This window comes from Paenibacillus sp. G34, assembly GCF_056856875.1.
In genome coordinates this window covers 5,497,457-5,524,248 of sequence record NZ_CM166469.1, presented here as the reverse complement: position 1 = coordinate 5,524,248, position 26,792 = coordinate 5,497,457, and the positions used below count along the sequence as shown (strand labels likewise).

Genomic DNA, 26,792 nt, shown 5'->3' with positions numbered 1-26,792 from the left:
AGGTAGTGCTATAATTGGAACAGCATACCTAACACATGCCAATAGATAAAACCGAGGTGCTGTCTGATGTTATCCAAAGAACAGATACTTGAACTTTTACAGCCATTACAGGAACCACAGCTTGGACAAAGCCTGACGGAACTGGGATGGATTCGTGACATTATGGTGAAAGAACATCATGTGGCATTAAGCATGGTGACACTGGAGAATCGGCCAGAAGATGCAACCGCTTTAACGGATGCTGCACGTAACTTGCTGTCCCAGCATGGAGTGAAGGATGTTCATATCCGCACACGAGTAGCGTCTGAGCACGACCGTCAGAGTCTTAACCTGGGACAAGCCGAACAAGATGAAGACCAGGATGAAGTACTTGTTAAAGGCCATGCAGCGGGTCTAGATGGACATGAGCTGTTAAGTCCTGAATCGGGAGTTCGTTTTATCGCCGTCGCTAGTGGTAAGGGGGGCGTAGGTAAATCAACGGTGACTGTTAATTTGGCCGCTGCTTTGGCCCGTCAAGGAAAGAAAGTCGGACTCATTGATGCCGATATTTATGGTTTCAGTGTGCCAGATATGATGGGGATCGAGGAATATCCGGTCGTTGAGGATGGGGTTATTCAACCGGTCGAACGTTTTGGCGTCAAAGTGATGTCGATGGGTTTCTTTATTCGGGAAAATAATCCGGTGATTTGGCGTGGACCAATGCTTGGCCGGATGCTGCGTCAGTTCTTCACCGATGTTCAGTGGGGCGAGCTCGATTATATGCTTCTGGATCTGCCACCAGGTACAGGTGACGTCGCACTGGATGTGCATCAGATGTTACCACAGAGCAAAGAGATCATCGTTACGACTCCACATGCCACTGCAGCCTTTGTAGCGGCACGTGCCGGAGCGATGGCCATTCAAACGGAACATGAGTTGCTGGGTGTAGTTGAAAACATGGCGTACTACGAATGTGGCAAATGTGGAGAGAAAGAATATGTATTTGGTCGTGGCGGGGGTGGACGTCTTGCGGAAAGCCTGCACACGGTGCTCCTGGCCCAGATTCCATTAGGTGCTCCGGACAACCATCCTTCTGAGCCGGATTTCTCACCGTCTGTATACAAGGCTGAGACGACAATCGGGGCTATATATGACGAAGTTGCCCGGTCGATCGAGTCTAAATTTCAATAAGCATTGTAATAGGATTGAAAGTAAAAGCCTGCGTCCTTTGCTTTGGATGCAGGCTTTTTTGACATTATCTCAAGTTAGAGGATGGGCGTCCATCATTGTTAAATTTTTGCTAACTCTGAATTAAGCTTTTCGTTATGAACTTCCTCCACCGCCACCAGAGTCTCCGCCTCCAGAATCACCACTGCCACCATCTCCACCGTCCTGACCACCGGCTTCCTGCCCCTTTTGCCCGCCACCACTTTCCGTTTTAGGCTGGAGTTCTTCTTGTACCACTTTTTTTAGCAGAGTAAGGACTTCCATACGAAACAAAGGATTCTGCATAACTTCCTGCATAACGGTCATGGTTTGTTTTCGATATTCCGGGGTTTTAGTCATATCCATAAACATCTTGGATACCTCAGGTGATTTCATGATATCCCCAATCGATTTTTGGTATGTCGGGTCTTTGATCAATTGCATGTGAAGTTGTTTGCTTTGTCCGTTAATCGCCTTAGCGAATTCACCGGCAAATTGCGGATCGGTCATGATTTTCTCGAATTCCTTCTGGTATTCAGGAGCTGTTATGGTATCTTTTACGGCAATACGTATTTGTTCTGAAGATTGCATAGGCATTAACATTTTCATACCCACCGTTCCCGAGCCACCGCCAGAGCCGCCCCCCTCTTCAGAGCCACCACCTCCACCACTGCCGCCAGAGGAGCTTTGACCCGTTAGAGCCTCTTCAACGGCCTTTTTACCTTCATCACTTTTCAGAATATCGACGACCATCGTTTTCATCTCTTTATAGCTGCCCTGAGGAGGCGAAGAACTCTGATCTGAACCGCAGCCGGCAAGCATGACGGATAGCCCGAATACAACACAGCATAGCTGCGACATAGGCCGTTTCATGTGTACGATCCCTCCTTGATTAGATACTGGATGTAGTATGTGATGGGAAAGGGGGAAATATGTTGAGCAATGATGGTTTTTTGCTGTGAAGGTTGGTAAAATAAACTCTCGGGGGTGGAAAACATTTGAATTTGCGTAGATGGTTTTTCCTGTTTTGGACAGCCTTGCTTATTGGCGCCGCAGGAGCATTAGGTACAGGATTGATTATGATGCTGGTAAACGGGGAAAAAATGAATGGAATCGCCGACTTTATGCTCTATCTGCTGATTCTGTTTGGCTCCGGAGTGATGATTAGTGTATATTCACAAATGGGTTTCTTTGCATATCTCATATTAAACTATATGGGGAAAGGTGTATTCCCAAGACGCGGATGGCAAATTGTGCAGATTGTGTTGACCGTGCTGGCGTTGCTGGATATCATGTTTTTGCGTCTTTTTGTAGGTGGAGGGCGGGAGCGCTTCTCGGATATTTTGCTGGGGCTGATCATTTTGGCAACGGCAATTGTTACCGCTTACGTGAAAATTAAACAGACGCATATCTCCGCGCTAGTACCCACGCTCTTTTTCATGATAGCCGTAACGGCTGTGGAGACGATTGGTGTATTGCGGATTGATGTTAATGCAGCTACCATCTTTATTGTAATCCCTTTGCTGCTATGTAATGCATATCAGATGTTGATCCTGCACAAACTGGTCGATGGTGCAAAAGAACGGGCTGTGGAAACTGCGGTCAGCCGTTAATTGATTGTGGGGCGTAAAAGGTCATTACCTCAATAAGGTGTCCATATTACGAAAAATACCAAAAGAGCTAACCAAGTTAGCTCTTTTTCAACTTTATATGAACTTGTGTGGCCATCTTGTTATTTAGCCGTCCATTGTAGGTATGATCAGCATCAGTTGTAGAAGGTAACTACTTTTTTTGACTTGTTTCAGATCATTATTCCGTGTTTCTTATTGGACGCTGGCTTGATCACGTACTTCCTTACCTTCTACACTGGAATGATGAAGCAACTCCGACACGGTCACGAATTCGTATCCCTGATTTTTCAATTTATCAATGATGACAGGCAGGGCTTCATGAGTTTGTTTAGAAGAATCACTGGCATGCAGCAGGACGATATCGCCTGGATGGGCCTTGCTGACGACACGATCAACGATCGTTTGTACTCCTGGATTTTTCCAATCCAACGAATCGGTATCCCACTGAACAACCTGATAGTTTAGACTGTTCGCAACCTGAAGCACACGTTTATCAAAATCTCCGTTTGGCAATCGCAGTAAATTCGGTTCTTTTCCCGTTAAATCGGTTAAAATGCTGTGAGCTGTCGAAATTTCCTTGCGAATTTGTTCTTCAGTTAAGCTGCTGTAGTTTTCGTGGCGATGCCCATGACTTCCAATCTCATATCCTGCATCTTTGATGGCGGTAACAATCTCGGGGTGGGTTTTGCTCCAGGGTGAGGAGAGAAAGAAGGTGGCTTTCTGCACTTTATTCTCCTGCAGAACTTTTAGAATCGGCTCGGTTCGTTTATCCCCCCAGCTAATGTCAAAGGTAAGTGCAATAACCTTCTTGTCAGTTGGAACACTGTAAACGGCGGAAGGTGCTTCTTCCGAGAAGACAGATACGTTGCCGCTTTCGAGATAAATAATACCAATTGCAAAGATGGCAGCAACGAGCACAATCAGGTTACGTTTGATCTTTTTGCCACTGAATACATAGAACGAGTTCATTTCGCTAAGCGCCCCTCTCCCATTTAAAAATGCTTGTTTCTGTTCGATAGGAAAATGCTTGTTTACAGTTCAGTGTATGCTCGTACCGTCCAGTTATTCGTTTTACATCGTTGTTTGTCCATCATTTCGATTACTAGGAGGCTGTTATGTTAAAATTCAGTACATTTATGAGAGATATGGGGACGATTAGGGGAGCCTTAGTTTGGTCCTTTCTGTTGTTTGCTGTAGGGATCGGAGCTGGCTGGGTAAGTACAGGGCCGCTGGAGGAATTGTTGTTAAGCCAGATTGAGGGACTACGCCAGGTCAGTCAACAGCTGGAGCAGGGAGGAAATGTGCAATGGAATTTCTTTTTGCTTATTTTTTTCAACAATGCCATCAAAAGCGTACTGGTCATCTATGCAGGTATTTTCTTCGGTATTTTACCCATTGTCTTCCTGCTACTTAACGGGATGGTACTCGGCTTTGTTGTTCACACCACAATGAATTATGGGGCAAGCTTTTTTGATATCGTTGTAAAGGGGCTGCTTCCACACGGAATTATTGAGATTCCTGTCATTATTATAGCTTGTGCATTCGGACTGAAGTTCGGTGGCCTGGTGATACGTAGTCTCGCGCAATTGGGGGGCGACAAACGCACAATGATTGGGTCTCGGTGGAAAGAGTTTATGAATATGACGTTAACGGCAAGCTTCTGGATAATTATCTTACTCCTTGTTGCCGCAGTTATTGAGAGCACACTCACGTATGCGCTTGTAAGAGGTTGAAATCCCTTGTAGAAATTTTGTGATACCCAGCATTCATAAATTTCCAAGAATTTGACCATAACAATAAAACGGGTTTCAGCAGTGCAGGCGAAAAGAGCTCTACTTAAAGAAATTGCGTTGTTGAAATACTGCAGTGTGACTATAGAGGATATGCACAAAAAGGAGAACTCTTAATGCTGGGTATGCTATTTAACGAGAAGGAATGCAAGGAACTGGACTACGTATTGCGCAAAGAATTGGATGAAATGCTGTTCGATCTGAGTGACCATCGTCTTGACCAGGAGATTAAATATGCCATAGCGAGTCGGTACAAAACGGTATTCCGCATGTATGCACGGTTCGCACCGCCTAAGGAGTTGTCGAAGTATGCAAGAGGCGGTAAGCTAAAGAAGTCCAAGCCATGAAGTGGGGCTGAAATATATAAATCTGCATAAGGTGAGGAGAGGTGCAACTCTATCTACAGAGTTTTTGTGAGTTTTGTACCTCTGATTCATCGACTTGCTTTGAAATAGACCAATCAATTGAGCTTTTTGTCGAAATAGGGTTGACCTTTCCGATTCTATATGGTAAATTAATTTTCGTTCCATTTTAAGGAGCTGTTTGATTGGACAAGCATATTTGTTAACATGATTAAAAATAATCTGAAAATAATGCTTGCAAAGACAATGTGGTTGTGATACATTATAAAAGTCGCCGCTGAAACGACGACAACATGAAAAACAACGCATTAATTGAATGTTTGATCTTTGAAAACTGAACAACGAGTGAGTAAAACATTCTGCTTGCAGGATGAACGTGAAGGTTTTGGTACATGCCATCCGGCTGTATGGAAACTGGAACAACAATGAGATTTTTAATCTCGTCAGATTCAAAATGAGCTTATCGCTCTTTTCAATACCCCAATGAGTTGCACAGCATTTAACGATGCTGCGAAATTCATCTTTATTGGAGAGTTTGATCCTGGCTCAGGACGAACGCTGGCGGCATGCCTAATACATGCAAGTCGAGCGGAGTTGATGGAAAGCTTGCTTTCCTGATACTTAGCGGCGGACGGGTGAGTAACACGTAGGCAACCTGCCCTCAAGCTTGGGACAACTACCGGAAACGGTAGCTAATACCGAATACTTGTTTTCTTCGCCTGAAGAGAATTGGAAAGACGGAGCAATCTGTCACTTGGGGATGGGCCTGCGGCGCATTAGCTAGTTGGTGAGGTAACGGCTCACCAAGGCGACGATGCGTAGCCGACCTGAGAGGGTGATCGGCCACACTGGGACTGAGACACGGCCCAGACTCCTACGGGAGGCAGCAGTAGGGAATCTTCCGCAATGGGCGAAAGCCTGACGGAGCAATGCCGCGTGAGTGATGAAGGTTTTCGGATCGTAAAGCTCTGTTGCCAGGGAAGAACGCTTGGGAGAGTAACTGCTCTCAAGGTGACGGTACCTGAGAAGAAAGCCCCGGCTAACTACGTGCCAGCAGCCGCGGTAATACGTAGGGGGCAAGCGTTGTCCGGAATTATTGGGCGTAAAGCGCGCGCAGGCGGTCATGTAAGTCTGGTGTTTAATCCCGGGGCTCAACCCCGGATCGCACTGGAAACTGCGTGACTTGAGTGCAGAAGAGGAGAGTGGAATTCCACGTGTAGCGGTGAAATGCGTAGAGATGTGGAGGAACACCAGCGGCGAAGGCGACTCTCTGGGCTGTAACTGACGCTGAGGCGCGAAAGCGTGGGGAGCAAACAGGATTAGATACCCTGGTAGTCCACGCCGTAAACGATGAGTGCTAGGTGTTAGGGGTTTCGATACCCTTGGTGCCGAAGTTAACACATTAAGCACTCCGCCTGGGGAGTACGGTCGCAAGACTGAAACTCAAAGGAATTGACGGGGACCCGCACAAGCAGTGGAGTATGTGGTTTAATTCGAAGCAACGCGAAGAACCTTACCAGGTCTTGACATCCAACTAACGAAGCAGAGATGCATCAGGTGCCCTTCGGGGAAAGTTGAGACAGGTGGTGCATGGTTGTCGTCAGCTCGTGTCGTGAGATGTTGGGTTAAGTCCCGCAACGAGCGCAACCCTTATATTTAGTTGCCAGCACTTCGGGTGGGCACTCTAGATAGACTGCCGGTGACAAACCGGAGGAAGGTGGGGATGACGTCAAATCATCATGCCCCTTATGACCTGGGCTACACACGTACTACAATGGCCGGTACAACGGGCTGCGAAATCGCGAGATGGAGCTAATCCCAGCAAAGCCGGTCTCAGTTCGGATTGCAGGCTGCAACTCGCCTGCATGAAGTCGGAATTGCTAGTAATCGCGGATCAGCATGCCGCGGTGAATACGTTCCCGGGTCTTGTACACACCGCCCGTCACACCACGAGAGTTTATAACACCCGAAGTCGGTGGGGTAACCGCAAGGAGCCAGCCGCCGAAGGTGGGATAGATGATTGGGGTGAAGTCGTAACAAGGTAGCCGTATCGGAAGGTGCGGCTGGATCACCTCCTTTCTATGGAGAATCGTCTTCTGCAACGAAGACATTCAAATTTTAAATCTAGCCAGGTCGGCTAGTTACTCACTCGTTGCTCAGTTTTGAGAGCTCAAACTCTCGAACGTTTGGTGGCGATAGCGAAGGGGTTCCACACGTTCCCATCCCGAACACGACCGTTAAGCCCTTCAGCGTCGATGGTACTTGGACCGCAGGGTCCTGGGAGAGTAGAACGCCGCCAAGCGTAACCCATTATGGGTTCAAAAAAATATAATGTGGGCCCTTAGCTCAGTTGGTTAGAGCGCACCTCTGATAAGGGTGAGGCCGGTGGTTCGAGTCCACCAGGGCCCACCATTTCTTCATCTAATATAATATGGGGCCATAGCTCAGCTGGGAGAGCGCCTGCCTTGCAAGCAGGAGGTCAGCGGTTCGATCCCGCTTGGCTCCACCAAAAAGATTTTTAAGTTTGTTCTTTGAAAACTAGATATCGAAACGAAACAAACGCGAATTAGAACATTCCTTTTTAGCTGAACTTGTGTTCAACAAGTTTCAATAAAAACGGTAGATTGCTGGAGCGAGTGATCGAAATGGAGCGACTTTTGGCTTTGGACGTAGTCCAAAACAAGGGAAGCGACAGCTCGAACACGAGCGACCTGGTTAAGCTACTAAGAGCACACGGAGGATGCCTAGGCGCTAGGAGCCGATGAAGGACGTGGCGAACAACGAAACTGCCTCGGGGAGCTGTAAGCAAGCTTTGATCCGGGGATGTCCGAATGGGGAAACCCAGCTGGGGTAATATCCAGTTACTCATAACTGAATACATAGGTTATGTAGAGGCATACCAGGGGAACTGAAACATCTAAGTACCCTGAGGAAGAGAAAACAATAGTGATTCCGTCAGTAGCGGCGAGCGAACGCGGAGAAGCCCAAACCAAGGAGCTTGCTCTTTGGGGTTGTGGGACGTCTCACATGGAGTTACAAAGGAACCGGTTAAGCGAAGAGGTCTGGAAAGGCCCGCCAAAGAAGGTAAAAGCCCTGTAATTGAAAGTCTGTTCCCTCCGAGACGGATCCCGAGTAGTGCGGGGCACGTGAAACCCCGTATGAATCCGGCAGGACCATCTGCCAAGGCTAAATACTTCCTAGCGACCGATAGTGAAGCAGTACCGTGAGGGAAAGGTGAAAAGCACCCCGGAAGGGGAGTGAAATAGAACCTGAAACCGTGTGCTTACAAAAAGTCAGAGCCCGTTTTAGGGGTGATGGCGTGCCTTTTGTAGAATGAACCGGCGAGTTACGTTCCCGTGCAAGGTTAAGGTGAAGAGCCGGAGCCGCAGCGAAAGCGAGTCTGAATAGGGCGACATAGTACGTGGACGTAGACCCGAAACCGGGTGATCTACCCCTGTCCAGGGTGAAGGTGCGGTAACACGCACTGGAGGCCCGAACCCACGCATGTTGAAAAATGCGGGGATGAGGTGGGGGTAGCGGAGAAATTCCAATCGAACTCGGAGATAGCTGGTTCTCCCCGAAATAGCTTTAGGGCTAGCCTCGGAAAACAGAGTCGTGGAGGTAGAGCACTGATTGGGTGCGGGGCCCGCAAGGGTTACCAAGCTCAGTCAAACTCCGAATGCCATAGACTTACTTCCGGGAGTCAGACAGTGAGTGCTAAGATCCATTGTCAAAAGGGAAACAGCCCAGACCATCAGCTAAGGTCCCCAAGTGTGTGTTAAGTGGGAAAGGATGTGGAGTTGCACAGACAACCAGGATGTTGGCTTAGAAGCAGCCACCATTGAAAGAGTGCGTAATAGCTCACTGGTCGAGTGACTCTGCGCCGAAAATGTAACGGGGCTAAACACACCACCGAAGCTATGGCTTGATGCTTTGCATCAGGGGTAGGGGAGCGTTGTATGTACGTTGAAGGTGTACCGTAAGGAGCGCTGGAGAGCATACAAGTGAGAATGCCGGTATGAGTAACGAAAAGATCAGTGAGAATCTGATCCGCCGAAAGCCTAAGGGTTCCTGAGGAAGGCTCGTCCGCTCAGGGTAAGTCGGGACCTAAGGCGAGGCCGAAAGGCGTAGTCGAAGGACAACAGGTCGAAATTCCTGTACCACCGTAAATCGTTACGAGCGATGGGGGGACGCAGTAGGGTAGTGACGCAGACTGATGGATGTCTGTCCAAGCAGTGAGGCTGATGTGTAGGCAAATCCGCACATCGTAAGGCTGAGCTGTGATGGGGAGTGAAAATTACAGTAGCGAAGGTCATGATCTCACACTGCCAAGAAAAGCCTCTAGCCAGATGAAGGTGCCCGTACCGCAAACCGACACAGGTAGGCGAGAAGAGAATTCTAAGGCGCGCGGAAGAACTCTCGTTAAGGAACTCGGCAAAATGACCCCGTAACTTCGGGAGAAGGGGTGCCCCGGTAGTGTGAATAGCACGAGGGGGCCGCAGTGAAAAGGCCCAAGCGACTGTTTAGCAAAAACACAGGTCTGTGCGAAGCCGTAAGGCGAAGTATACGGGCTGACGCCTGCCCGGTGCTGGAAGGTTAAGGGGAGTGGTTAGGAGCAATCCGAAGCTGTGAACCGAAGCCCCAGTAAACGGCGGCCGTAACTATAACGGTCCTAAGGTAGCGAAATTCCTTGTCAGGTAAATTCTGACCCGCACGAATGGCGTAACGACTTGGGCGCTGTCTCAACGAGAGATCCGGTGAAATTTTAATACCTGTGAAGATGCAGGTTACCCGCGACAAGACGGAAAGACCCCATGGAGCTTTACTGCAGCTTGATATTGAATTTGGGTACGATCTGTACAGGATAGGTGGGAGCCTTTGAAGCGTGAGCGCCAGCTTGCGTGGAGGCACCGTTGGGATACCACCCTGATCGTATCTAGGTTCTAACCTGGTGCCCTAATCGGGTACGGGGACAGTGTCAGGTGGGCAGTTTGACTGGGGCGGTCGCCTCCTAAAGAGTAACGGAGGCGCCCAAAGGTTCCCTCAGAATGGTTGGAAATCATTCGAAGAGTGCAAAGGCATAAGGGAGCTTGACTGCGAGACCTACAAGTCGAGCAGGGACGAAAGTCGGGCTTAGTGATCCGGTGGTACCGCATGGAAGGGCCATCGCTCAACGGATAAAAGCTACCCTGGGGATAACAGGCTTATCTCCCCCAAGAGTCCACATCGACGGGGAGGTTTGGCACCTCGATGTCGGCTCATCGCATCCTGGGGCTGAAGTAGGTCCCAAGGGTTGGGCTGTTCGCCCATTAAAGCGGTACGCGAGCTGGGTTCAGAACGTCGTGAGACAGTTCGGTCCCTATCTGTCGTGGGCGTAGGAAATTTGAGAGGAGCTGTCCTTAGTACGAGAGGACCGGGATGGACGTACCGCTGGTGTACCAGTTGTTCCGCCAGGAGCACCGCTGGGTAGCTATGTACGGACGGGATAAGCGCTGAAAGCATCTAAGCGTGAAGCCCCCCTCAAGATGAGATTTCCCAGTATGTAAGACCCCTTGAAGACGACGAGGTAGATAGGCTGGGGGTGGAAGTGCAGCAATGCATGGAGCTGACCAGTACTAATCGGTCGAGGGCTTATCCAATAGCAAGTTTTAAATCGCGTACGTTTCGTTTCGAATCTAGTTTTCAGAGAACAACAACTCTGAATGAATGGAAGAAGCTATGCTTCGATCCAATCGCGTTTGGTGGCGATGGCGGAGGGGTTCCACACGTACCCATCCCGAACACGACCGTTAAGCCCTCTAGCGCCGATGGTACTTGGACCGCAGGGTCCTGGGAGAGTAGGACGCCGCCAAGCGAACTCTTTCATCTTACATAGAAAACAGGCTCTGCATGTGGACGTTGTATGATGAAAATTGCATTTGCATTGCAAATGCATATTATTCCCTGATAGCTCAGTTGGTAGAGCACTCGACTGTTAATCGAGTTGTCACAGGTTCGAGTCCTGTTCGGGGAGCCATTTGCTCTCATAGCTCAGTAGGTAGAGTGCATCCATGGTAAGGATGAGGTCACCGGTTCGATCCCGGTTGAGAGCTCTGCAAATGGGGCCCGTTGGTCAAGGGGTTAAGACACCTCCCTTTCACGGAGGTAACAGGGGTTCGAATCCCCTACGGGTCATAGTATTATCTAATGTTTTAATCGGGATGAACATCCCAAAGATGGAGGCTTAGCTCAGCTGGGAGAGCATCTGCCTTACAAGCAGAGGGTCGGGGGTTCGATCCCCTCAGCCTCCACCATCTATTTTTGGGGATTAGCCAAGCGGTAAGGCAACGGACTTTGACTCCGTCATGCATAGGTTCAAATCCTATATCCCCAGCCATTTACTATGAGTCATTAGCTCAGTTGGTAGAGCACCTGACTTTTAATCAGGGTGTCGAAGGTTCGAATCCTTCATGACTCACTTTTACTACATGCGCGTGTGGCGGAATTGGCAGACGCACTAGACTTAGGATCTAGCGTCTTTGACGTGGGGGTTCAAGTCCCTCCACGCGCATCCTTTATTTTGCGGAAGTGGCTCAGCGGTAGAGCATCGCCTTGCCAAGGCGAGGGTCGCGGGTTCGATTCCCGTCTTCCGCTCCAATATTTGCGCCCTTAGCTCAGCTGGATAGAGCGTTTGACTACGAATCAAAAGGCCGGGAGTTCGAATCTCTCAGGGCGCGCCATTATTTCCATTCATATCGGGATGTAGCTCAGCTTGGTAGAGCACCTGGTTTGGGACCAGGGGGTCGCATGTTCAAATCGTGTCATCCCGATTTTTGTTTATGCGGGTGTAGTTCAATGGTAGAACTTTAGCCTTCCAAGCTAATAGCGTGGGTTCGATTCCCATCACCCGCTTACTGATTCAAAACAAAGTCTCTGCACACACTGCAGGGACTTTGTTTATTTTACTGCACAATGCTTAATCTGAAATGCTAAGTATATACAGTGACAGGAAGCGAACTAAGGAATGGATCGCCTCATATGTATTCTAAGAGCCAAGACCTTCATGAGAAGCACCACAGAAGGTCTTGGCTCTATTATGTTGCTTTACGCTAGCGGACAGTGATGACCCGTCCAGCAGCGTGAGTTTTACTTTTCAGAAGAACCAGTAATTAACGCTCGTGATGATCTGTCACTCTCTTACGCATGCCGGCCAATCCCAGCAATCCCAGTAAACCAAGCCATCCCCAGTCCATGCCTCTGTCACGGTCTGTTGTTGTCGCAGCATTTGTCCGTACGCTATTTGTGCGGTAATCTCCATTGTTTCGGTAATCACCATTCGTACGATAGTTACCATCCATGTTCATGTTCAAGTTGCTGTTTGTACGATCCATGTAGTTGCTGTTTTGATACGATTGTACACGTGAACCATTGGTGTCGGTTCCTTTAGACATGTGGCCCTCAGCACCTGCAGGACCAGCAATTGAGGCAACCAGCAATACAGAAGCAATAATCGTTGTGGCTTTTTTCATGATGTGAACTCCTCCTTTATGTTGTACGAACTATCAAATAATCTGCCCAAACACACAAGAACATTATGTAGTATGAAGAGTGTTAACTTATGGGGGAGCGACAAAACGAATGAGAGATACATAAGAATTCCGCTGAAAGCAGACGGTAAGTGGTACAAAATAAAAAAATCATCTTTAATTTATTACGTCAGTGTGGTAAAGTATACAAAAGCTTGCTTTGCCGGTCATGTTTCTTTGTAACGTCTGTTATCAATGAATGGTAAAACTGGAGATTAGAAATTTCACTTGTGTACAATCAGGCCTATATAAACGAACTGCATAATTATAACTTTTTTAGATTAGTTATGAGATGTACGAGGTGTGAAAAGTACGTGAAAAAGGTATCATGCGACAGCATATGACCATTCATTGAAGCAGAACAAGAAAATGAATAAAAAAGCGTGTTTTTATGCTGTAATTCGGGGATAATCCCCATTTTTTCTAGTAGAAAAATAAAGATTTTCGTACCATTTTATTGTATGATGTTATGAAGGTGTCAAATTTACGTGTACGAATGGAACGATCAGATGGGAGGATAAGCATGACTGAAACTATGGTAACCGCCAGCAAAAGCCAATCCAACAACCTGCTTCGTAGAGACGTGCGGTTCCTGGGCAATATACTCGGAGAAGTTCTTGTCCATCAAGGCGGCACGGAGCTTCTAGATATCGTTGAGAAGATTCGGGAAACGAGCAAATCGTTACGTGCAGAGTTTTTGCCAGAACTGTATGAAGAGTTCAAAACGATGATCCAGGAATTAGACTCGGACAATCGGCATCAGGTTATTCGGGCTTTCGCTATTTATTTTCAATTAGTTAACATTGCTGAACAAAACCATCGGATTCGGCGTAAACGGGATTATGAGCGTTCTGCAGGGGATGCTGTGCAGCCGGGATCCATTGAAAAAGCAGTACAGGATTTGAAGGAACGTGGATTGTCTCATACCGAAGTAGAAGAGATTCTGGATGATTTATCTCTGGAACTCGTGATGACGGCTCATCCAACCGAGGCGATGCGCCGGGTTATTTTGGATATTCATAAACGGATCTCTGAAGATGTCATGCTGCTTGATAATCCTACGCTGACGTTGCGTGAACGTGAACAACTGCGTGAGAAACTGTTGAATGAGGTCATTACTCTCTGGCAGACAGATGAGCTTCGCGATCGCAAACCGACTGTACTTGATGAAGTGCGGAACGGGATGTATTACTTTCATGAAACGTTGTTCCACGTACTTCCGGATGTATATCAGGAACTGGAACGTTGCCTGAATAAATTTTATCCAGACCATGACTGGCATGTGCCGACGTATTTGCGTTTCGGTTCCTGGATCGGTGGAGACCGGGATGGAAATCCATCGGTAACTTCAGATGTAACATGGCAGACGTTGTTAATGCAGCGCAAGCTCGCTTTGCGTGAATATCAGCGGATTATGATTGAACTTATGGGTCACCTCAGCTTCAGCACCAACATCATCCATATCTCGGATGAACTGGTTCAGTCGATTGAGCAGGATCGTAACTGTGTTACTTTGAAGAAAGTAGACATTTGGCGCAACGAAAAAGAGCCGTACCGTATCAAACTGGCTTACATGATCGCCAAGTTGAACAATGTTCTTGATGAGAACAAGGTAGGTCAGCCGGATCGCTACCAGAACGCTCAAGACCTGATTGATGATCTGTTAATTATCGACCGTAGCTTGCGTCATCATTTTGCTGACTATGTAGCGGATACAACAGTTCGTAAAATGATTCGTCAAGTTGAATTGTTCGGTTTCCATACAGCTTCTTTGGATGTTCGTCAGCACAGTAAGGAACATGAAAGTGCGATGTCAGAAATTTTGGCAAAAATGAATATTGTAGACGATTATGCACGTCTGACAGAGGACGGTAAAATCGATCTGCTTGCTCGTTTGCTGGATGACCCAAGGCCTCTTACATCTCCTTACCATCAGTATACGGAAGGAACCAAAGAGTGTCTGGATGTATTCCGTACGATTAAGCGTGCTCAGAATGAATTCGGTACGGGCTGTATCACCAGCTACCTGATCAGTATGACACAGGGGGCAAGTGATCTGCTTGAAGTGATGGTTTTCGCCAAAGAGGTTGGTTTGTTCTCCAAAGGAGCAAACGGTGAAGTGATCTCTACACTGCAGGCTGTGCCATTGTTCGAGACGATTGACGACCTTCATGCGGCATCCGAGATTATGCAAAGACTCTTTAATCTGCCTGTGTATCGTGAAAGCGTTAAGGGACGTAATGAACTGCACGAAATTATGCTTGGTTACTCTGACAGTAATAAGGATGGCGGAGTAGTTACAGCCAACTGGGAATTGCGCGTAGCAATGAACGCGATTACGGCTGTGGGCAATGAACATGGTGTGAAACTGAAGTTCTTCCATGGACGCGGCGGAGCACTTGGACGCGGTGGGATGCCTTTGAACCGTAGTATTCTTGCACAACCACCTCATACGATTGGCGGCGGCATCAAGATTACGGAACAAGGAGAGGTTATTTCGTCCCGTTATTCTCTACAAGGGATTGCTTACCGCAGTCTGGAGCAGGCTACTTCAGCGCTGATTACAGCGGCTTTGAATGGTCTGGAGCCGCAAGAGTCGGCATCTGAGCAAGCTTGGGATGAGATTATCAAAGACATCTCTGAAGTATCGCTGACGAAGTATCAGGATCTCATTTTCCGTGACCCGGACTTCTTCACGTTCTTTAAGGAGTCTACACCTCTTCCTGAGGTTGGTGAGCTCAACATTGGTTCAAGGCCATCCAAACGGAAGGGTAGTGACAAGTTTGAAGACTTGCGTGCGATTCCTTGGGTATTTGCCTGGACACAAAGCCGTTACTTGCTTCCGGCTTGGTATGCGGCAGGTACGGGGTTGCAAAGTTACTATCAGGGCAAAGAGGAGAACCTGAACGTCCTGAAAGAAATGTATGCTAACTTCCCGTTCTTCCGTACGCTGATTGATACGGTGCAAATGGCGGTTGCCAAAGCAGATCTCGTGATTGCTAAAGAGTATTCGGCCATGACTTCCAATAAAGAAGCTCGTGACCGTATCTTTGGTCAGATCGAATCGGAGTTTAAGCTTACCAAAGAGCTGATTCTGAAAATTACAGGTGAAGCTGAAATTCTGGATGATGTACCTGTAATTCAGGAATCGATTCGTTTGCGTAATCCGTATGTTGATCCACTTTCCTACATGCAAGTACAGTTGCTAAGTGAACTGCGTGACATGCGGGAACGTGGTGAGGATGATACCGAACTACTTCGTGAAGTATTGTTGACCATTAATGGTATTGCAGCAGGATTGCGGAATACAGGCTGATGCTTGATCAAAAGATCATTCACAACGTTCATATGATGAATGATTTATGTAATAAAATAAATATCTATCTCTTCTTTTGAAAAGAGAGATTAGACGGGACTCCTTAGGGAGTTCCCGTTTTTACTGTTTTTGGAGGATATTTTGTGATACAGTCTTGATTTTTGACCAAAGTTGATTTACGATTTGATTGGTGAATTACAAGTGTGGACGGGTATCAGAAGACGGAAGACCCATCAGCAAGTCTGGGGGAATCAGGGTGGACAATTTGGAGAACAGGCTTGTGAAGCTGGTACTCAAGGGAGACCAGAGAGCCTTTGCAGAAATCGTTGAATTATACAAGGACAAGCTGTTTCATTTGGCATATCGGATGCTGAGCAACCGTCACGAAGCGGAGGATGTTGTTCAGGAGACGTTTTTGCGTGTGTTTCGAAATATGGAAAAGTATGATCCGAATCAGAAATTCTCGACCTGGATCTATCGGATTGCAACGAATTTGTGCATTGACCGGTTACGGAGAAAGAAACCTTCTTACTCACTTGATGCAGAACTGAATGATCAGGAAGGATCTGACGGCTACGCAATGCTTCCTAGTGATGATCGAACACCAGAGAGCGAAGCACTTCTTTCCGAAACACAGACCCTCATCCGTGAGGCGATTGATAGCTTACCAGCCAAGTATAAGTCTGTTATGGTATTGAGATATTTACAGGACTTGTCATTACAGGAGATCAGTGATGTCACGGGTATGCCCGTAACAACGATTAAGACAAGGGTGCACCGGGGCCGTGATTTTCTGCGCAAAAAACTAGAATATAAGTTATAATCACAATCACCCGAAATTTTGGGCAAAATTATTTGAAACATATCCGAAACGGGTGCGTATGAAATGTATGCAAGTCTTATGCATGCTTTTTGCAGGTGTATGGACTAAGTGTCTAAGGAAAGGATTGGCTCTCATATGGATTGCAACTCGGCCGTCTCTTTAATGCATGAATGTTTGGATGAGTCGTTGTCCCCGGTACAGAAGACTGAACTGAAAAGCCATCTGTTGATCTGTCCGGATTGTCGCATGCGCTTTAAAGAGTTGGAACAGACGGAAATGCTACTCTTTGCCATGAAACATTATTCACCGTCTGCCTCGGATGAGCTGACCAATCGAATTATGAATGCTCTGCCACAGCCCAAGAGACAGCAAATATGGCTCAAATGGGTCAAAGGACATCCCGCGCTGACGGCGGCAGCCTTCTTTTTGGTCGTGATGCTCTTTAGCGCCTTTAATTTCTGGAATCAGAACAACGAAATGGTCGTTAAGGGGAAGAGTCTGGATCAACTCGTGATTCAAGGCAACACGGTAATTGTTCCAGAAGGTAAGTCAATTGCTGGCGATCTTACAATAGAGAATGGAACCGCTCAGGTATATGGTGATGTGAATGGTAATCTGACGGTCATCGACGGACAACTGTATCAAGCATCAACAGCCCATGTGTCAGGACAGGTGAAAAGCATTGATCAGGCGCTGGACTGGTTCTGGTACAAAATAACCAATATGGTAGATGAAGTAGCTTACCGCTAATTCAGGGTATAACTTCACGGGTATATACCAAGCAGGGTACCTCCGAATTGCGTGGGGTGCTCTTTTTTTATTGTCTAAATTACAGATAAAGTGGAAAAAGGAAGCTTATATGCAGTTTGTGACTGGAGTAACTTGCAACCTGAACGGTAACGTTATAACCTAGATAGTAATAAGAACATACTACATATAGATAAGCATTGAATAAATGCGAAGAAGGGATTATGTAAAATCCCGAATGGTTAATATGAGATCAGGGTTTACTCATCAATGGGGATAGCGGGGGCTGGCTTATGAATTATTTTGCTGACTTAACGTGGAAAGAGTCCATTAAGGACGTTATCGATATATTGATCGTTACCTATATTATGTACAAACTGATTTTACTTGTACGGGGTACACGTGCGGTTCAGCTTCTGAAAGGGATTCTGTTCCTTGTGTTGATCTGGGCATTAAGTACGTGGCTAAACCTGTATACACTCAAGTGGCTGATGAACCAGATGTTTACGTTTGGGGTCGTTGCGGTGTTCATTATATTCCAACCGGAACTCCGCCGTGGTCTGGAGCAATTGGGTCGAGGCAAGTTATTTGGTCGGTCAACTGCCGCAAGTGATGAAGAATTAACGGTGTTAATTGGTGAGATTATTAAGTCTGTTAACTACTTATCCCGCCGTAAAATAGGTGCGCTGGTTGTCTTTGAGCGTGAAACAGGGCTGAATGACTACACGGAATCAGGGATCAAGATGCAGTCTCTTGTTAGTTCTGAACTGATGATTAACATTTTTATTCCCAATACACCACTTCATGATGGAGCAGTCATCATCCAGGGAAAACAGATATCCGCCGCAGCTTGTTACTTGCCATTATCCGAGAATCCGTTTATCAGCAAGGAATTGGGTACACGCCATCGTGCGGCAATCGGAATAACTGAGGTGGCCGATGCAATCTGTCTAGTTGTTTCGGAGGAGACGGGACAAGTTTCTCTTGCGATGAATGGACAGGTGGTCCGTGATATTAAGGAAGAGTCACTGATTGCGAAGCTGTATGAGGAATTGCGTCCAACCTCCAATCTGAGCAAAAAGAATGCATGGTCAACCTTCTGGAAACGGAAGGGGGGACGCAACAATGGATAAATGGTTTAACAACAATACGTTTGCCAAAATACTTGCACTGGCGGTGAGTTTGCTTCTCTGGTTCATGATTCATCTGGATGAAGTTCCAACAACACCGACAATAACTACAGGCATATCCAGTAAGGTTGTGGAGCGTACTGTGCCTGTACAGCCATATGGACTGGATAGTAATGCTTATGTTCTTACGTCGCTCAGCACAGATGAGGTGAAGCTGGAGATCAAAGGACAGCGTTCGATGCTGACGTCTATTTTTACCAATGATGATTATAAAGTTCTGGTCGATTTGAGCCAAGTAAAGGATGGTTCCAATACATTGCCGCTTGTACCTGATCTGCCTTCCGGTGTCGAAGTGGTCAGTATGGAACCGTCCATGGTGACGGTGAACGTGGAGAAATTGGGCACCAAATCGTTTAACGTGAATATTGTACCCGAAGGAGAGCCTTCGGCAGGATATACAGTTGGAACGCCCGTAGTTGAGCCTTCCGCTCCGGTTAAGGTAACTCTTCCGGAAGGACAGCTTGAAGCTGTGGCGAGTGTTCAGGGCAGTGTGAGTGTGAAAGATGCGAAGGAAGAAGTGATTCAGAAGAAAGTGAAGCTTCAGGCATATGACGCTGAGGGTAAAGTAATCGAGAATGCGATGATCACGCCACAAACGGTTGAGGTTCGTGTTCCGGTCAATCAGCCCTATACCAAAGTTCCCTTGAGGATCAAATATTCAGGACAGTTGCCAGACGGTTTGGTACTCTCCTCGGTCGAGCCGAGCGTGAAAGAAGTCTCGATTTATGGGAGTAAGGGGGCACTTGCAGGTATACAGTCCTACGACCAAGCTACTCTTGATCTTACACAATTCACCGAGTCCGGAATATCTACAGTTAACGTAGACTTGACGCCGCCTTCCGGTTCTGAGAAAATCGAGCCTAGTTCGATTCAGATCAAGGTAACGGTGTCACCCTATGATGAGGTCGAAACGACCACTAAGGTCTTTCCCAACGTGCCGATACATTTAAGTGGTGTAGGAAATGGGCTGGAAGGTGAGTTGGTTACTCCGAAAAGTGGTGGTCTAAATATCACTCTAACCGGATCAAGAAACATGCTTGAAGGTCTAAGTGGTGACGACATCAAACTTAACGGTGATCTCCAAGGGCTTGCTGTGGGCACACATGAAATTAAACTGGAAGCCGATCTGCCCCGGTTTGCCAAGCTGGGTGAGGGCTCCAATAATTTAAATGCTACGGTTAAGATCACTGAGAAAGCCGAAGACGTGACTGCTCCTCCAGAGCAAAACTCCAGTGAGGATAATACATCAGCGCCGGACCCATCGCCGGCTGAAGTGGAGAATGGGCAGCCAAACACGGATGATCCTGTAGAAAATCAAAACGAATCGAATACGGAACAGCAGGATCAAAGTCAGGGAAGTGCAGCAACCAACCGCGGAAATGTGAACAACAGTGCGAATAATAGCAGCGGTGGTAGTAAATCAGGGCCTAATCCGTAATGATACAATGTTTTATGTATTTCAAATTCAAATTCAAAAATAATATGGATACACTCATATATGATGCAAATAGAAGGAGTTAGATCATGGGTAAATATTTTGGTACAGATGGTGTCAGAGGGGTTGCTAATAAGGAGTTGACAGCGGAGCTAGCTTATAGCATCGGGCGTTGTGGTGGTTATGTGCTTGCAGGTGGGGTGGAAAGACCTAAAGTCGTCATTGGCATGGATACACGAATCTCTGGACTTATGCTGGAATCAGCGCTCGTAGCGGGTCTGTTGTCTATTGGTGCAGATGTCATTCGTTTGGGCGTTGTGTCTACTCCAGGTGTGGCTTACATTGCACGATTGCTTAAAGCAGACGCGGGTGTAATGATCTCGGCTTCTCACAATCCGGTTGAGGATAACGGTATCAAATTTTTCGGTGGGGATGGCTTTAAGCTATCGGATGAAACAGAGAACCGGATCGAGGAACTAATGGATGCGGAAAAAGATGAGCTGCCGCGCCCAGTTGGTGCAGGTCTCGGAACGGTGACGGTAGATGAGCAATCTCGTTATCTTTATCTGGATTACCTCAAAACAACCGTATCCGAGTCGTTCTCTGGTCTCAAAATTGTACTCGACTGTGCCAACGGTGCTGCTTATGAGCTGGCGCCCAAATTGTTTAGCGAGCTTGGTGCAGAAGTCATTGCCATTGGTGCTGAACCTAACGGGCTGAACATTAATGAGCAATGTGGTTCAACTCATCCGGAGCATTTAAAGCAAGAGGTGCTGAAACATCAAGCGGATCTTGGTCTTGCTTTTGACGGGGATGCCGATCGTCTGATTGCTATTGATGAAACGGGTGCCGAAGTGGATGGCGACTTTATTCTGTGTATTTGCGGAGACGCGATGAATCGGGCAGGCAAGCTGAAAGATAGCACGGTGGTGTCTACCGTTATGAGTAATATTGGTTTCTACAAAGCAACAGAGAAGCTTGCGCTGAAAACAGCCAAAACGGCTGTTGGTGACCGCTATGTGATGGAAGAGATGCGTCGTGGTGGATATAACCTGGGCGGCGAGCAGTCGGGTCACGTTATTTTCCTGGACTACAATACAACGGGAGATGGCATGCTAACGGCGATTCAACTTGTCGACACACTGAAAGCTTCAGGTAAAAAGCTGAGTGAGTTGAAAGCAATCATGACACAGTACCCACAAGTACTGGTTAACGTTCGTGTTGAAGACAAGAGCAAATACGAAGGCAATGTTGCCATCGGAGAAGCGATCGCTGCAGTAGAAGAAAAGCTGGGAGATAATGGTCGCGTGTTGGTCCGTGCGTCAGGTACAGAGTCCCTAATTCGTGTAATGGCGGAAGGGCCAGATAAGGATGAACTGGAGCAGTTTGTATCCCAGATTGCTGATGTTGTGCAAAAAGAACTGGTATAGACGCTAAGAAAAACCCTGTTGTCATGGGATCTGAATGTTACTTTTAACAAAATTGATTTCTTGGCATATGGTTATACAGAGGTTGATTTAATTCTAATTATTAACGATTCATTCATTGTTCCTGCGTCCTGGCCAGATAAGACCATGGGTCTGATTATTTGGCCTTGGAACGTGGGTAAATATGCTGAAATAGTTACAGGTACTTTGCTCCATTGCAAAATGGACTTAAGGTGCATATAATGAGTGGAGTCGTCATTCAGACACGGAAAGTGAGGATTGTAAGGTTGCAGTTATACAAGCGCCAGAGCTTGAAGTTGCGCGGGACGCATGTTGGTGAATGTCTCTTTTATGAAATGTAGAGAAGACATGATGAACATGGACGGCAATCAAGCTGACGAGGTGGAGGTGTTCGGATTGTTCGGCGGGGACCTCCCGGTGATGCACCAGAGCCGTGAACCGGATTGCGGAAAATGGATGGGTGACTGTCCACACAACGCGCCGGTAGGTGCAGGAGATTAATTAAAATTAAAATGAATGTGCGTGAAGAGCGTAAACAGTGCGCGGACGGGAAAATGATGTACATTCATGATTGCATTCGTAATAGAGCATGAACACAGCGGGATGGCAGAAGGCCGTTCTGATCATTGATAATTGAATAGGAAATGATATTCATGATACGTTAGGCAATCTATCATTTTCCAATACGTCCACCTCTGCCTGTTTCTCTTCCTGACACAGTATTCATATACAAACGGAGGAACTAAATTATGTGCGGTATTGTTGGATATATTGGTAATAAGAACACTCAATCGGTATTGGTCGAAGGATTGAAAAAGCTTGAGTATCGTGGTTATGACTCTGCAGGGATCGCTGTATTTACACCGCAAGGTCTGCAAATTACGAAAGCTCTTGGACGTTTGGCGAACCTTGAAGCAAAGCTGGATGGTGCTCCGCTGGTAGGTAATGCCGGAATCGGACACACTCGCTGGGCTACGCATGGTAAACCATCGGACGAGAATTCCCATCCACACACGGATGGAAGCCAGAAGTTCTCCGTTGTGCATAACGGGATTATTGAGAACTATCTGGAGCTGAAGGATGAGCTGATCTCCCAAGGTCACACGTTTACTTCCGAGACAGATACTGAAGTCATTTCTCACCTGGTTGCACGTGAATACAATGGTGATATCGTTAAAACTGTGCAAAAAGTGATCACATTGTTGCGTGGTGCATTCGCACTGGGTGTATTGACAGAGCATGAGCCTGAGAAACTCGTTGCTGTGCGTCAAGCTAGCCCATTGATTATTGGTGTTGGTGAAGGCGAGAACTTCATTGGTTCTGATATCCCGGCAATTCTGGAACATACACGTAATGTGTACATTCTGAATGATGGTGAAATGGCTGTATTAACACATGATGCTGTCGAATTGATGACGATTGAGGGCAATTTTATTTCTCGGGAAATGATTCGTGTCGATTGGGATGCAGTAACCGCGGAAAAAGGCGGATTTGAGCACTTTATGTTGAAAGAGATTCATGAGCAACCAAAAGCATATCGTGATACAATGCTGGGTCGCATCGACAATGAAGGCAAAAAAGTGCAGCTTCCTGAGCTCAAAATGACGGAAGAGCAAATTAAAAACATTCGTAACATTCAGATTATTGCTTGTGGTACGGCGTACCATGCAGGTCTGGTTGGACGTACAGTGATTGAGCAATTGGTGCGTATTCCGGTTGAAACGGATGTAGCTTCCGAGTATCGTTACCGCTCACCAATTGTAAACAAAGACACACTTGTAATTGTAGTGAGCCAATCCGGTGAAACGGCAGATACGCTGGCAGCACTGCGTGAAGCTCAATCTAACGGTGCGCATGTACTGGCGATTACAAACGTTGTAGGTAGCTCGATTGCACGTGATGCAGACGATGTGATTGCTACATTGGCTGGTCCTGAGATCGCCGTGGCTTCCACTAAGGCTTACACTTCCCAGTTGATCGCGTTCAACCTGCTTGGTTTGTACCTTGCACAAGTACGTGGTACACAAACGCCTGATGAGATTGCACACACACTGGCAGCGATGCAAGCATTGCCTGAGCAAGTGGAATCCATGCTGGAGCAAGCAGATGCCATTAAAGGATATGCAGAGCAAATCTCCAAACATCAACATCTTTTCTTCATTGGCCGTGGGCTGGATTACGCGGTAGCTCAAGAAGGGTCGTTGAAACTGAAAGAGATTTCTTATATCCACTCTGAAGCATATGCTGCAGGTGAGTTGAAACATGGTACACTTGCGTTGATCGAGGACGGTATCCCTGTTATTGCCTTGGCAACACAGGAGAACGTACTGGAGAAAACGGTAAGTAACATCAAAGAAGTAAAAGCACGTGGCGCAGACGTACTGGCGATTACGTACGAAGAGCACGTAGCTCCATTGCTGAAATCCGTGGACCAAGCGTTTGCGATTCCTAAGACGTTGCCACTTCTAAGCCCAGCTCTGTCTGTTGTTGCATTGCAATTGCTGGCATATTACGCTTCCCTCGCTCTGGGTCACGATGTCGATAAACCACGTAACTTGGCGAAAAGTGTAACGGTTGAGTAAAATCCTGGCTTGAATGAACAAACATGTTCAGTATTGAAAAAAGTTATGAACCAGTAAAAGAGTTTGAATCGTATGGTATGAACAATGGTTTTAACATCGAAAAGGGAGCCCGAGAGATTGACTCGTGGCTTCCTTTTTTAGTTCTCAAAAATACACTATACAGCTTGATATTCGTTGTAGTGAAAGTGGAAGAAGCGAACGAAGCCAAGCAAAGAAGAAGGAACCTTCCACGTAACAAAATCGCAAGTAAATACACCTTGTAAAATAGCTGTTAACTCGACATCAATGTAATTTTTAGCTCTGCTAATCTTTACAAAACAAAAGTAAATTAAAATGAAAAGTATAACTTCTTAAATTCTTCTGCTTACATAAGTTAACGAGATCAATTTAGGACAATTATGTTAATTTTTTGTAAAGTGAAAGGATTCAAAGCTTTGACGGAGAAGATAAAGGTAATATATACCATTAATACCATTCGATTTATTGGTAAATTACTCCTGTTGAATTCCTCGATTGATGACAAACTCTGCTTATTTTCCTCCTAATTGTGTTAATTTAAGGCGAAATATTAACACTTTATACTTCAAAGATCTAATTTAACCAAAATTTTACTATACATTCTTTGGAAATTTGATATAATTCTACGCAGGTCGACCTTCCAATTATTGAAAAAAATAGAATTGGTGGGTTTTTATACATACCTAAGCTGTGTGCGAGAGACCAGTCTACTGGATACCCAGCAAGCCGGCATGCGAGGACCGACAATTGTGGTAACGACAGCCAAGAATTTTTTGCTCGATGACGCCAGAAGTTTCAGAAAGAATGAAGCTAAACTTATCCCAATTACGATGGAGGATGAAGCGCGTGAGCATTTTTGAAAAGCTGGAATCTAACGTAAGATCTTACTGCAGAAGCTTTCCGGTAGTATTCGACCGGGCCAAGGAAGACCTGTTATATGCTGAGGATGGAAGAGCATATATTGACTTTTTTGCAGGTGCTGGAGCACTGAACTATGGTCATAACAACGATTATATTAAAGGTCGGATTCTAGATTACCTGACCTCCGATCGGATTATGCATGGTCTCGATATGTACACAATGGCCAAGCGCGAATTCATCCAGAGCTTCTCGGAACGAATCCTGGAGCCAAAGAAGCTGAATTACAAGCTTCAATTCTGCGGTCCGACGGGCACAAATGCAGTGGAAGCGGCACTCAAGCTTGCACGCAAGGCGAAGAAAAGAACCGGCATCTTTGCATTCATGGGCGGTTTCCACGGCATGTCACTTGGCAGCCTCTCGGCAACAAGTTCCAAGTCGATGAGGGAAGGAGCGGGGCTTCCTCTGGATGGAGTTACATTCATACCACATCCGAGTGGGGCTTTCGCAGATATGGATACACTTGGTTATATTGAAAATATTCTAACGGATTCGCACTCCGGAGTTGATAAACCGGCTGCCATTCTGCTTGAAACAGTTCAGGCTGAAGGCGGTATTCACGTCGCTGACGCACAGTGGCTACGCGGATTGCAACAGATTTGCCGCAAGCACGATATACTGCTCATTACTGATGAGATTCAGGTCGGCTGCGGCCGAACTGGCGAATTCTTCTCTTTCGAACGTGCGGGGATTGAGCCGGATCTGATTACCCTGTCAAAGTCGATCAGCGGATACGGCCTGCCAATGTCCCTCCTGCTCCTGAAGCCTGAACTGGATCTCTGGACGCCAGGAGAACACAACGGTACCTTCCGCGGCAACCAGCTCGCTTTTGTGGCTGCCAAGGCTGCTCTTGAGTTCCGGGATAGAGCAGCTTTGGAACAACAGGTGAAGCAGAAGGAAGAGTTCGTGCGAGCTTTCCTTGATAAAGAAATCAAACCTCTACATCCTTCCATCACGATCCGCGGGATCGGCCTGATCTGGGGTATTGACGTTTCGGGCTTCACGGATGAAGCCGGGGCGAAGCGGATGTCGGAGATCAGTTTTGAGAAAGGGCTTATTATTGAAAGGGCCGGCAGAGGGGACCTCGTCCTGAAGATCATGCCTCCGCTGACTGTTTCAATGGAGAATCTGGCTGCTGGTTGCGATATTATCAAGTCTAGTATTCAGCAGGTAATCTCTCAAGAGGCCCAGAGATTGCTGGTAACGACCTAAGCTTGGTCAAGCCGAAAGGTGGGCTGGTAATAGGAATGGAACTTCCTTCCAGAGACTGACCCGCGCTGGTGTTAAGATAATGTTTGCTCACATAGGAATATTTCACTGAGAAATTCCTTAGTACTGTCAGTCAACATGGAATTCACTTCTTTCCTAGGGCTAACCCCGTTATCTAACACAGAGCATTTATGGGAGCCTCATGAAATGCCATCTTCACATGTAATCGCCCGGGAAAAGATCACTACCCCGCAGCCTGATCTTGACTTATCCACATCGGGACTGCGGGGGAATGCACTAATCGTACATAGAGTGTATCAGTGCTCCTTAACATAGATTTCGATCAAGGTAACTCCGTTGCTAAATCCGGATGTACAGCTAATTCCCTGCTGGCCTAATGGAATCCTACAGCACGTCTTACATCAATGGGAGGAACCTCCTTTGTCCACCTCTAATTCTAATTCCAATTCCAAATCCAAGGTTAAATGCAAGGTCCGTTTTCGGGCATCTGTATTCACAGTAAACATATTGAAGCAAGGGAGCCAATAACAGATACACCTTTTGCGTAAACGA

Annotated in this window: 18 protein-coding genes, 13 tRNA genes and 4 rRNA genes; 32 read left to right on the top strand and 3 right to left on the bottom strand. The window is 46.7% G+C overall.

Going from position 1 to position 26,792, the window contains the following annotated elements; translation table 11 throughout:
• Positions 1-66: 66 nt before the first annotated feature.
• Positions 67-1,170 (top strand): P-loop NTPase, encoded by a 1,104-nt coding sequence (locus AC1VYS_RS25085; protein WP_482911909.1) that lies wholly within the window; start codon positions 67-69, stop codon positions 1,168-1,170.
• A gap of 132 nt (positions 1,171-1,302) precedes the next feature.
• On the opposite strand, the gene gerD is transcribed toward AC1VYS_RS25085, so the two are convergent.
• Positions 1,303-2,058 carry a spore germination lipoprotein GerD gene (gerD, locus tag AC1VYS_RS25080; protein ID WP_482911908.1) on the bottom strand — a complete coding sequence of 252 codons (756 nt, stop codon included), beginning with the start codon at positions 2,056-2,058 and terminating at the stop codon, positions 1,303-1,305.
• Positions 2,059-2,183: 125 nt separating this feature from the next.
• Here gerD and AC1VYS_RS25075 point away from each other — a divergent pair, with 125 nt between their 5' ends.
• Complete coding sequence (locus AC1VYS_RS25075) at positions 2,184-2,798, top strand: KinB-signaling pathway activation protein (RefSeq protein ID WP_482911907.1); 615 nt, start codon at positions 2,184-2,186, stop codon at positions 2,796-2,798.
• 210 nt (positions 2,799-3,008) lie between these two features.
• Here the strand turns inward: AC1VYS_RS25075 and pdaB are convergent, their stop codons facing one another.
• Positions 3,009-3,785, bottom strand: coding sequence for a polysaccharide deacetylase family sporulation protein PdaB (pdaB, locus tag AC1VYS_RS25070; RefSeq protein ID WP_482911906.1), 777 nt, complete (start codon positions 3,783-3,785; stop codon positions 3,009-3,011).
• A 146-nt stretch (positions 3,786-3,931) separates the two neighbouring features.
• Here pdaB and AC1VYS_RS25065 point away from each other — a divergent pair, with 146 nt between their 5' ends.
• From AC1VYS_RS25065 to AC1VYS_RS24975, 19 genes are all read left to right on the top strand, one after another.
• Positions 3,932-4,549, top strand: coding sequence for a stage II sporulation protein M (locus AC1VYS_RS25065; protein WP_482911905.1), 618 nt, complete (start codon positions 3,932-3,934; stop codon positions 4,547-4,549).
• Positions 4,550-4,722: 173 nt separating this feature from the next.
• Complete coding sequence (locus AC1VYS_RS25060) at positions 4,723-4,953, top strand: hypothetical protein (RefSeq protein WP_441930600.1); 231 nt, start codon at positions 4,723-4,725, stop codon at positions 4,951-4,953.
• Positions 4,954-5,491: 538 nt separating this feature from the next.
• A 16S ribosomal RNA gene (locus AC1VYS_RS25055) occupies positions 5,492-7,047 on the top strand.
• A gap of 106 nt (positions 7,048-7,153) precedes the next feature.
• Positions 7,154-7,270 (top strand): 5S ribosomal RNA (rrf, locus tag AC1VYS_RS25050).
• Between the two features lie 33 nt (positions 7,271-7,303).
• Positions 7,304-7,380 (top strand) — tRNA-Ile (locus tag AC1VYS_RS25045).
• A 21-nt stretch (positions 7,381-7,401) separates the two neighbouring features.
• Positions 7,402-7,477, top strand: a tRNA-Ala gene (locus tag AC1VYS_RS25040).
• Between the two features lie 204 nt (positions 7,478-7,681).
• Positions 7,682-10,607, top strand: a 23S ribosomal RNA gene (locus AC1VYS_RS25035).
• A 98-nt stretch (positions 10,608-10,705) separates the two neighbouring features.
• Positions 10,706-10,822 (top strand): 5S ribosomal RNA (gene rrf, locus AC1VYS_RS25030).
• Together the 16S, 23S and 5S rRNA genes with 13 tRNA genes alongside form the textbook arrangement of a ribosomal RNA operon.
• Positions 10,823-10,908: 86 nt before the next feature.
• Positions 10,909-10,984 (top strand) — tRNA-Asn (locus AC1VYS_RS25025).
• A gap of 3 nt (positions 10,985-10,987) precedes the next feature.
• Positions 10,988-11,060, top strand: a tRNA-Thr gene (locus AC1VYS_RS25020).
• 10 nt (positions 11,061-11,070) lie between these two features.
• Positions 11,071-11,142 (top strand) — tRNA-Glu (locus AC1VYS_RS25015).
• A 43-nt stretch (positions 11,143-11,185) separates the two neighbouring features.
• Positions 11,186-11,261: transfer RNA gene (locus AC1VYS_RS25010), tRNA-Val, on the top strand.
• Positions 11,262-11,269: 8 nt separating this feature from the next.
• Positions 11,270-11,344: transfer RNA gene (locus AC1VYS_RS25005), tRNA-Gln, on the top strand.
• An 8-nt stretch (positions 11,345-11,352) separates the two neighbouring features.
• Positions 11,353-11,425: transfer RNA gene (locus AC1VYS_RS25000), tRNA-Lys, on the top strand.
• Positions 11,426-11,437: 12 nt separating this feature from the next.
• Positions 11,438-11,518: transfer RNA gene (locus AC1VYS_RS24995), tRNA-Leu, on the top strand.
• An 11-nt stretch (positions 11,519-11,529) separates the two neighbouring features.
• Positions 11,530-11,604, top strand: a tRNA-Gly gene (locus AC1VYS_RS24990).
• Between the two features lie 6 nt (positions 11,605-11,610).
• A tRNA-Arg gene (locus AC1VYS_RS24985) sits at positions 11,611-11,687 on the top strand.
• Positions 11,688-11,703: 16 nt separating this feature from the next.
• A tRNA-Pro gene (locus AC1VYS_RS24980) sits at positions 11,704-11,777 on the top strand.
• A gap of 11 nt (positions 11,778-11,788) precedes the next feature.
• Positions 11,789-11,859: transfer RNA gene (locus AC1VYS_RS24975), tRNA-Gly, on the top strand.
• A gap of 257 nt (positions 11,860-12,116) precedes the next feature.
• Here the strand turns inward: AC1VYS_RS24975 and AC1VYS_RS24970 are convergent.
• Positions 12,117-12,476 carry a WGxxGxxG family protein gene (locus AC1VYS_RS24970; RefSeq protein ID WP_441930309.1) on the bottom strand — a complete coding sequence of 120 codons (360 nt, stop codon included), beginning with the start codon at positions 12,474-12,476 and terminating at the stop codon, positions 12,117-12,119.
• A gap of 580 nt (positions 12,477-13,056) precedes the next feature.
• Between AC1VYS_RS24970 and ppc the strand changes: the two genes are divergently transcribed.
• The 11 genes from ppc (at position 13,057) to ectB (ending at position 26,222) form a co-directional block, all read left to right on the top strand.
• Positions 13,057-15,849, top strand: a complete 2,793-nt coding sequence (gene ppc, locus AC1VYS_RS24965; protein WP_482911904.1) for a phosphoenolpyruvate carboxylase — start codon at positions 13,057-13,059, stop codon at positions 15,847-15,849.
• A 256-nt stretch (positions 15,850-16,105) separates the two neighbouring features.
• Positions 16,106-16,672, top strand: coding sequence for an RNA polymerase sigma factor SigW (sigW, locus tag AC1VYS_RS24960; protein WP_090924356.1), 567 nt, complete (start codon positions 16,106-16,108; stop codon positions 16,670-16,672).
• Between the two features lie 135 nt (positions 16,673-16,807).
• Positions 16,808-17,422, top strand: a complete 615-nt coding sequence (locus tag AC1VYS_RS24955; protein WP_482911903.1) for a zf-HC2 domain-containing protein — start codon at positions 16,808-16,810, stop codon at positions 17,420-17,422.
• 290 nt (positions 17,423-17,712) lie between these two features.
• The gene (cdaA, locus tag AC1VYS_RS24950) at positions 17,713-18,552 is read left to right on the top strand and encodes a diadenylate cyclase CdaA (RefSeq protein ID WP_482911902.1); all 840 of its coding nucleotides are present in this window, start codon (positions 17,713-17,715) and stop codon (positions 18,550-18,552) included.
• Positions 18,545-20,047: a CdaR family protein gene (locus AC1VYS_RS24945; protein WP_482911901.1), complete on the top strand. Its 1,503-nt coding sequence runs from the start codon at positions 18,545-18,547 to the stop codon at positions 20,045-20,047. The genes cdaA and AC1VYS_RS24945 overlap by 8 nt, the downstream gene beginning before the upstream one ends.
• Before the next feature lie 86 nt (positions 20,048-20,133).
• Entirely contained in the window at positions 20,134-21,474 is a 1,341-nt protein-coding gene (gene glmM, locus AC1VYS_RS24940) for a phosphoglucosamine mutase (protein ID WP_482911900.1), read from the top strand.
• A gap of 348 nt (positions 21,475-21,822) precedes the next feature.
• Entirely contained in the window at positions 21,823-21,993 is a 171-nt protein-coding gene (locus tag AC1VYS_RS24935) for a hypothetical protein (RefSeq protein WP_482911899.1), read from the top strand.
• A 248-nt stretch (positions 21,994-22,241) separates the two neighbouring features.
• Positions 22,242-24,074 carry a glutamine--fructose-6-phosphate transaminase (isomerizing) gene (gene glmS, locus AC1VYS_RS24930; RefSeq protein WP_482911898.1) on the top strand — a complete coding sequence of 611 codons (1,833 nt, stop codon included), beginning with the start codon at positions 22,242-22,244 and terminating at the stop codon, positions 24,072-24,074.
• Between the two features lie 23 nt (positions 24,075-24,097).
• Positions 24,098-24,337, top strand: coding sequence for a hypothetical protein (locus tag AC1VYS_RS24925; protein WP_482911897.1), 240 nt, complete (start codon positions 24,098-24,100; stop codon positions 24,335-24,337).
• A gap of 447 nt (positions 24,338-24,784) precedes the next feature.
• Positions 24,785-24,952, top strand: a complete 168-nt coding sequence (locus AC1VYS_RS24920) for a hypothetical protein (protein ID WP_253491078.1) — start codon at positions 24,785-24,787, stop codon at positions 24,950-24,952.
• A complete protein-coding gene (ectB, locus tag AC1VYS_RS24915; RefSeq protein WP_482911896.1) occupies positions 24,939-26,222 on the top strand; it encodes a diaminobutyrate--2-oxoglutarate transaminase in 1,284 nt (427 codons plus the stop codon). Before AC1VYS_RS24920 ends, ectB begins: the two co-directional genes overlap by 14 nt.
• Positions 26,223-26,792 lie beyond the last annotated feature (570 nt).

Bases quoted from the DNA above. Each gene is read 5' to 3' on its own strand.
- AC1VYS_RS25085 (WP_482911909.1), top strand. From the start codon at position 67: ATGTTATCCAAAGAACAGATACTTGAACTTTTACAGCCATTACAGGAA.
- gerD (WP_482911908.1), bottom strand. From the start codon at position 2,058: ATGAAACGGCCTATGTCGCAGCTATGCTGTGTTGTATTCGGGCTATCC.
- pdaB (WP_482911906.1), bottom strand. From the start codon at position 3,785: ATGAACTCGTTCTATGTATTCAGTGGCAAAAAGATCAAACGTAACCTG.
- AC1VYS_RS25065 (WP_482911905.1), top strand. From the start codon at position 3,932: ATGTTAAAATTCAGTACATTTATGAGAGATATGGGGACGATTAGGGGA.
- AC1VYS_RS25060 (WP_441930600.1), top strand. From the start codon at position 4,723: ATGCTGGGTATGCTATTTAACGAGAAGGAATGCAAGGAACTGGACTAC.
- AC1VYS_RS24970 (WP_441930309.1), bottom strand. From the start codon at position 12,476: ATGAAAAAAGCCACAACGATTATTGCTTCTGTATTGCTGGTTGCCTCA.
- ppc (WP_482911904.1), top strand. From the start codon at position 13,057: ATGACTGAAACTATGGTAACCGCCAGCAAAAGCCAATCCAACAACCTG.
- AC1VYS_RS24955 (WP_482911903.1), top strand. From the start codon at position 16,808: ATGGATTGCAACTCGGCCGTCTCTTTAATGCATGAATGTTTGGATGAG.
- cdaA (WP_482911902.1), top strand. From the start codon at position 17,713: ATGAATTATTTTGCTGACTTAACGTGGAAAGAGTCCATTAAGGACGTT.
- AC1VYS_RS24945 (WP_482911901.1), top strand. From the start codon at position 18,545: ATGGATAAATGGTTTAACAACAATACGTTTGCCAAAATACTTGCACTG.
- glmM (WP_482911900.1), top strand. From the start codon at position 20,134: ATGGGTAAATATTTTGGTACAGATGGTGTCAGAGGGGTTGCTAATAAG.
- AC1VYS_RS24935 (WP_482911899.1), top strand. From the start codon at position 21,823: ATGAAATGTAGAGAAGACATGATGAACATGGACGGCAATCAAGCTGAC.
- glmS (WP_482911898.1), top strand. From the start codon at position 22,242: ATGTGCGGTATTGTTGGATATATTGGTAATAAGAACACTCAATCGGTA.
- AC1VYS_RS24925 (WP_482911897.1), top strand. From the start codon at position 24,098: ATGTTCAGTATTGAAAAAAGTTATGAACCAGTAAAAGAGTTTGAATCG.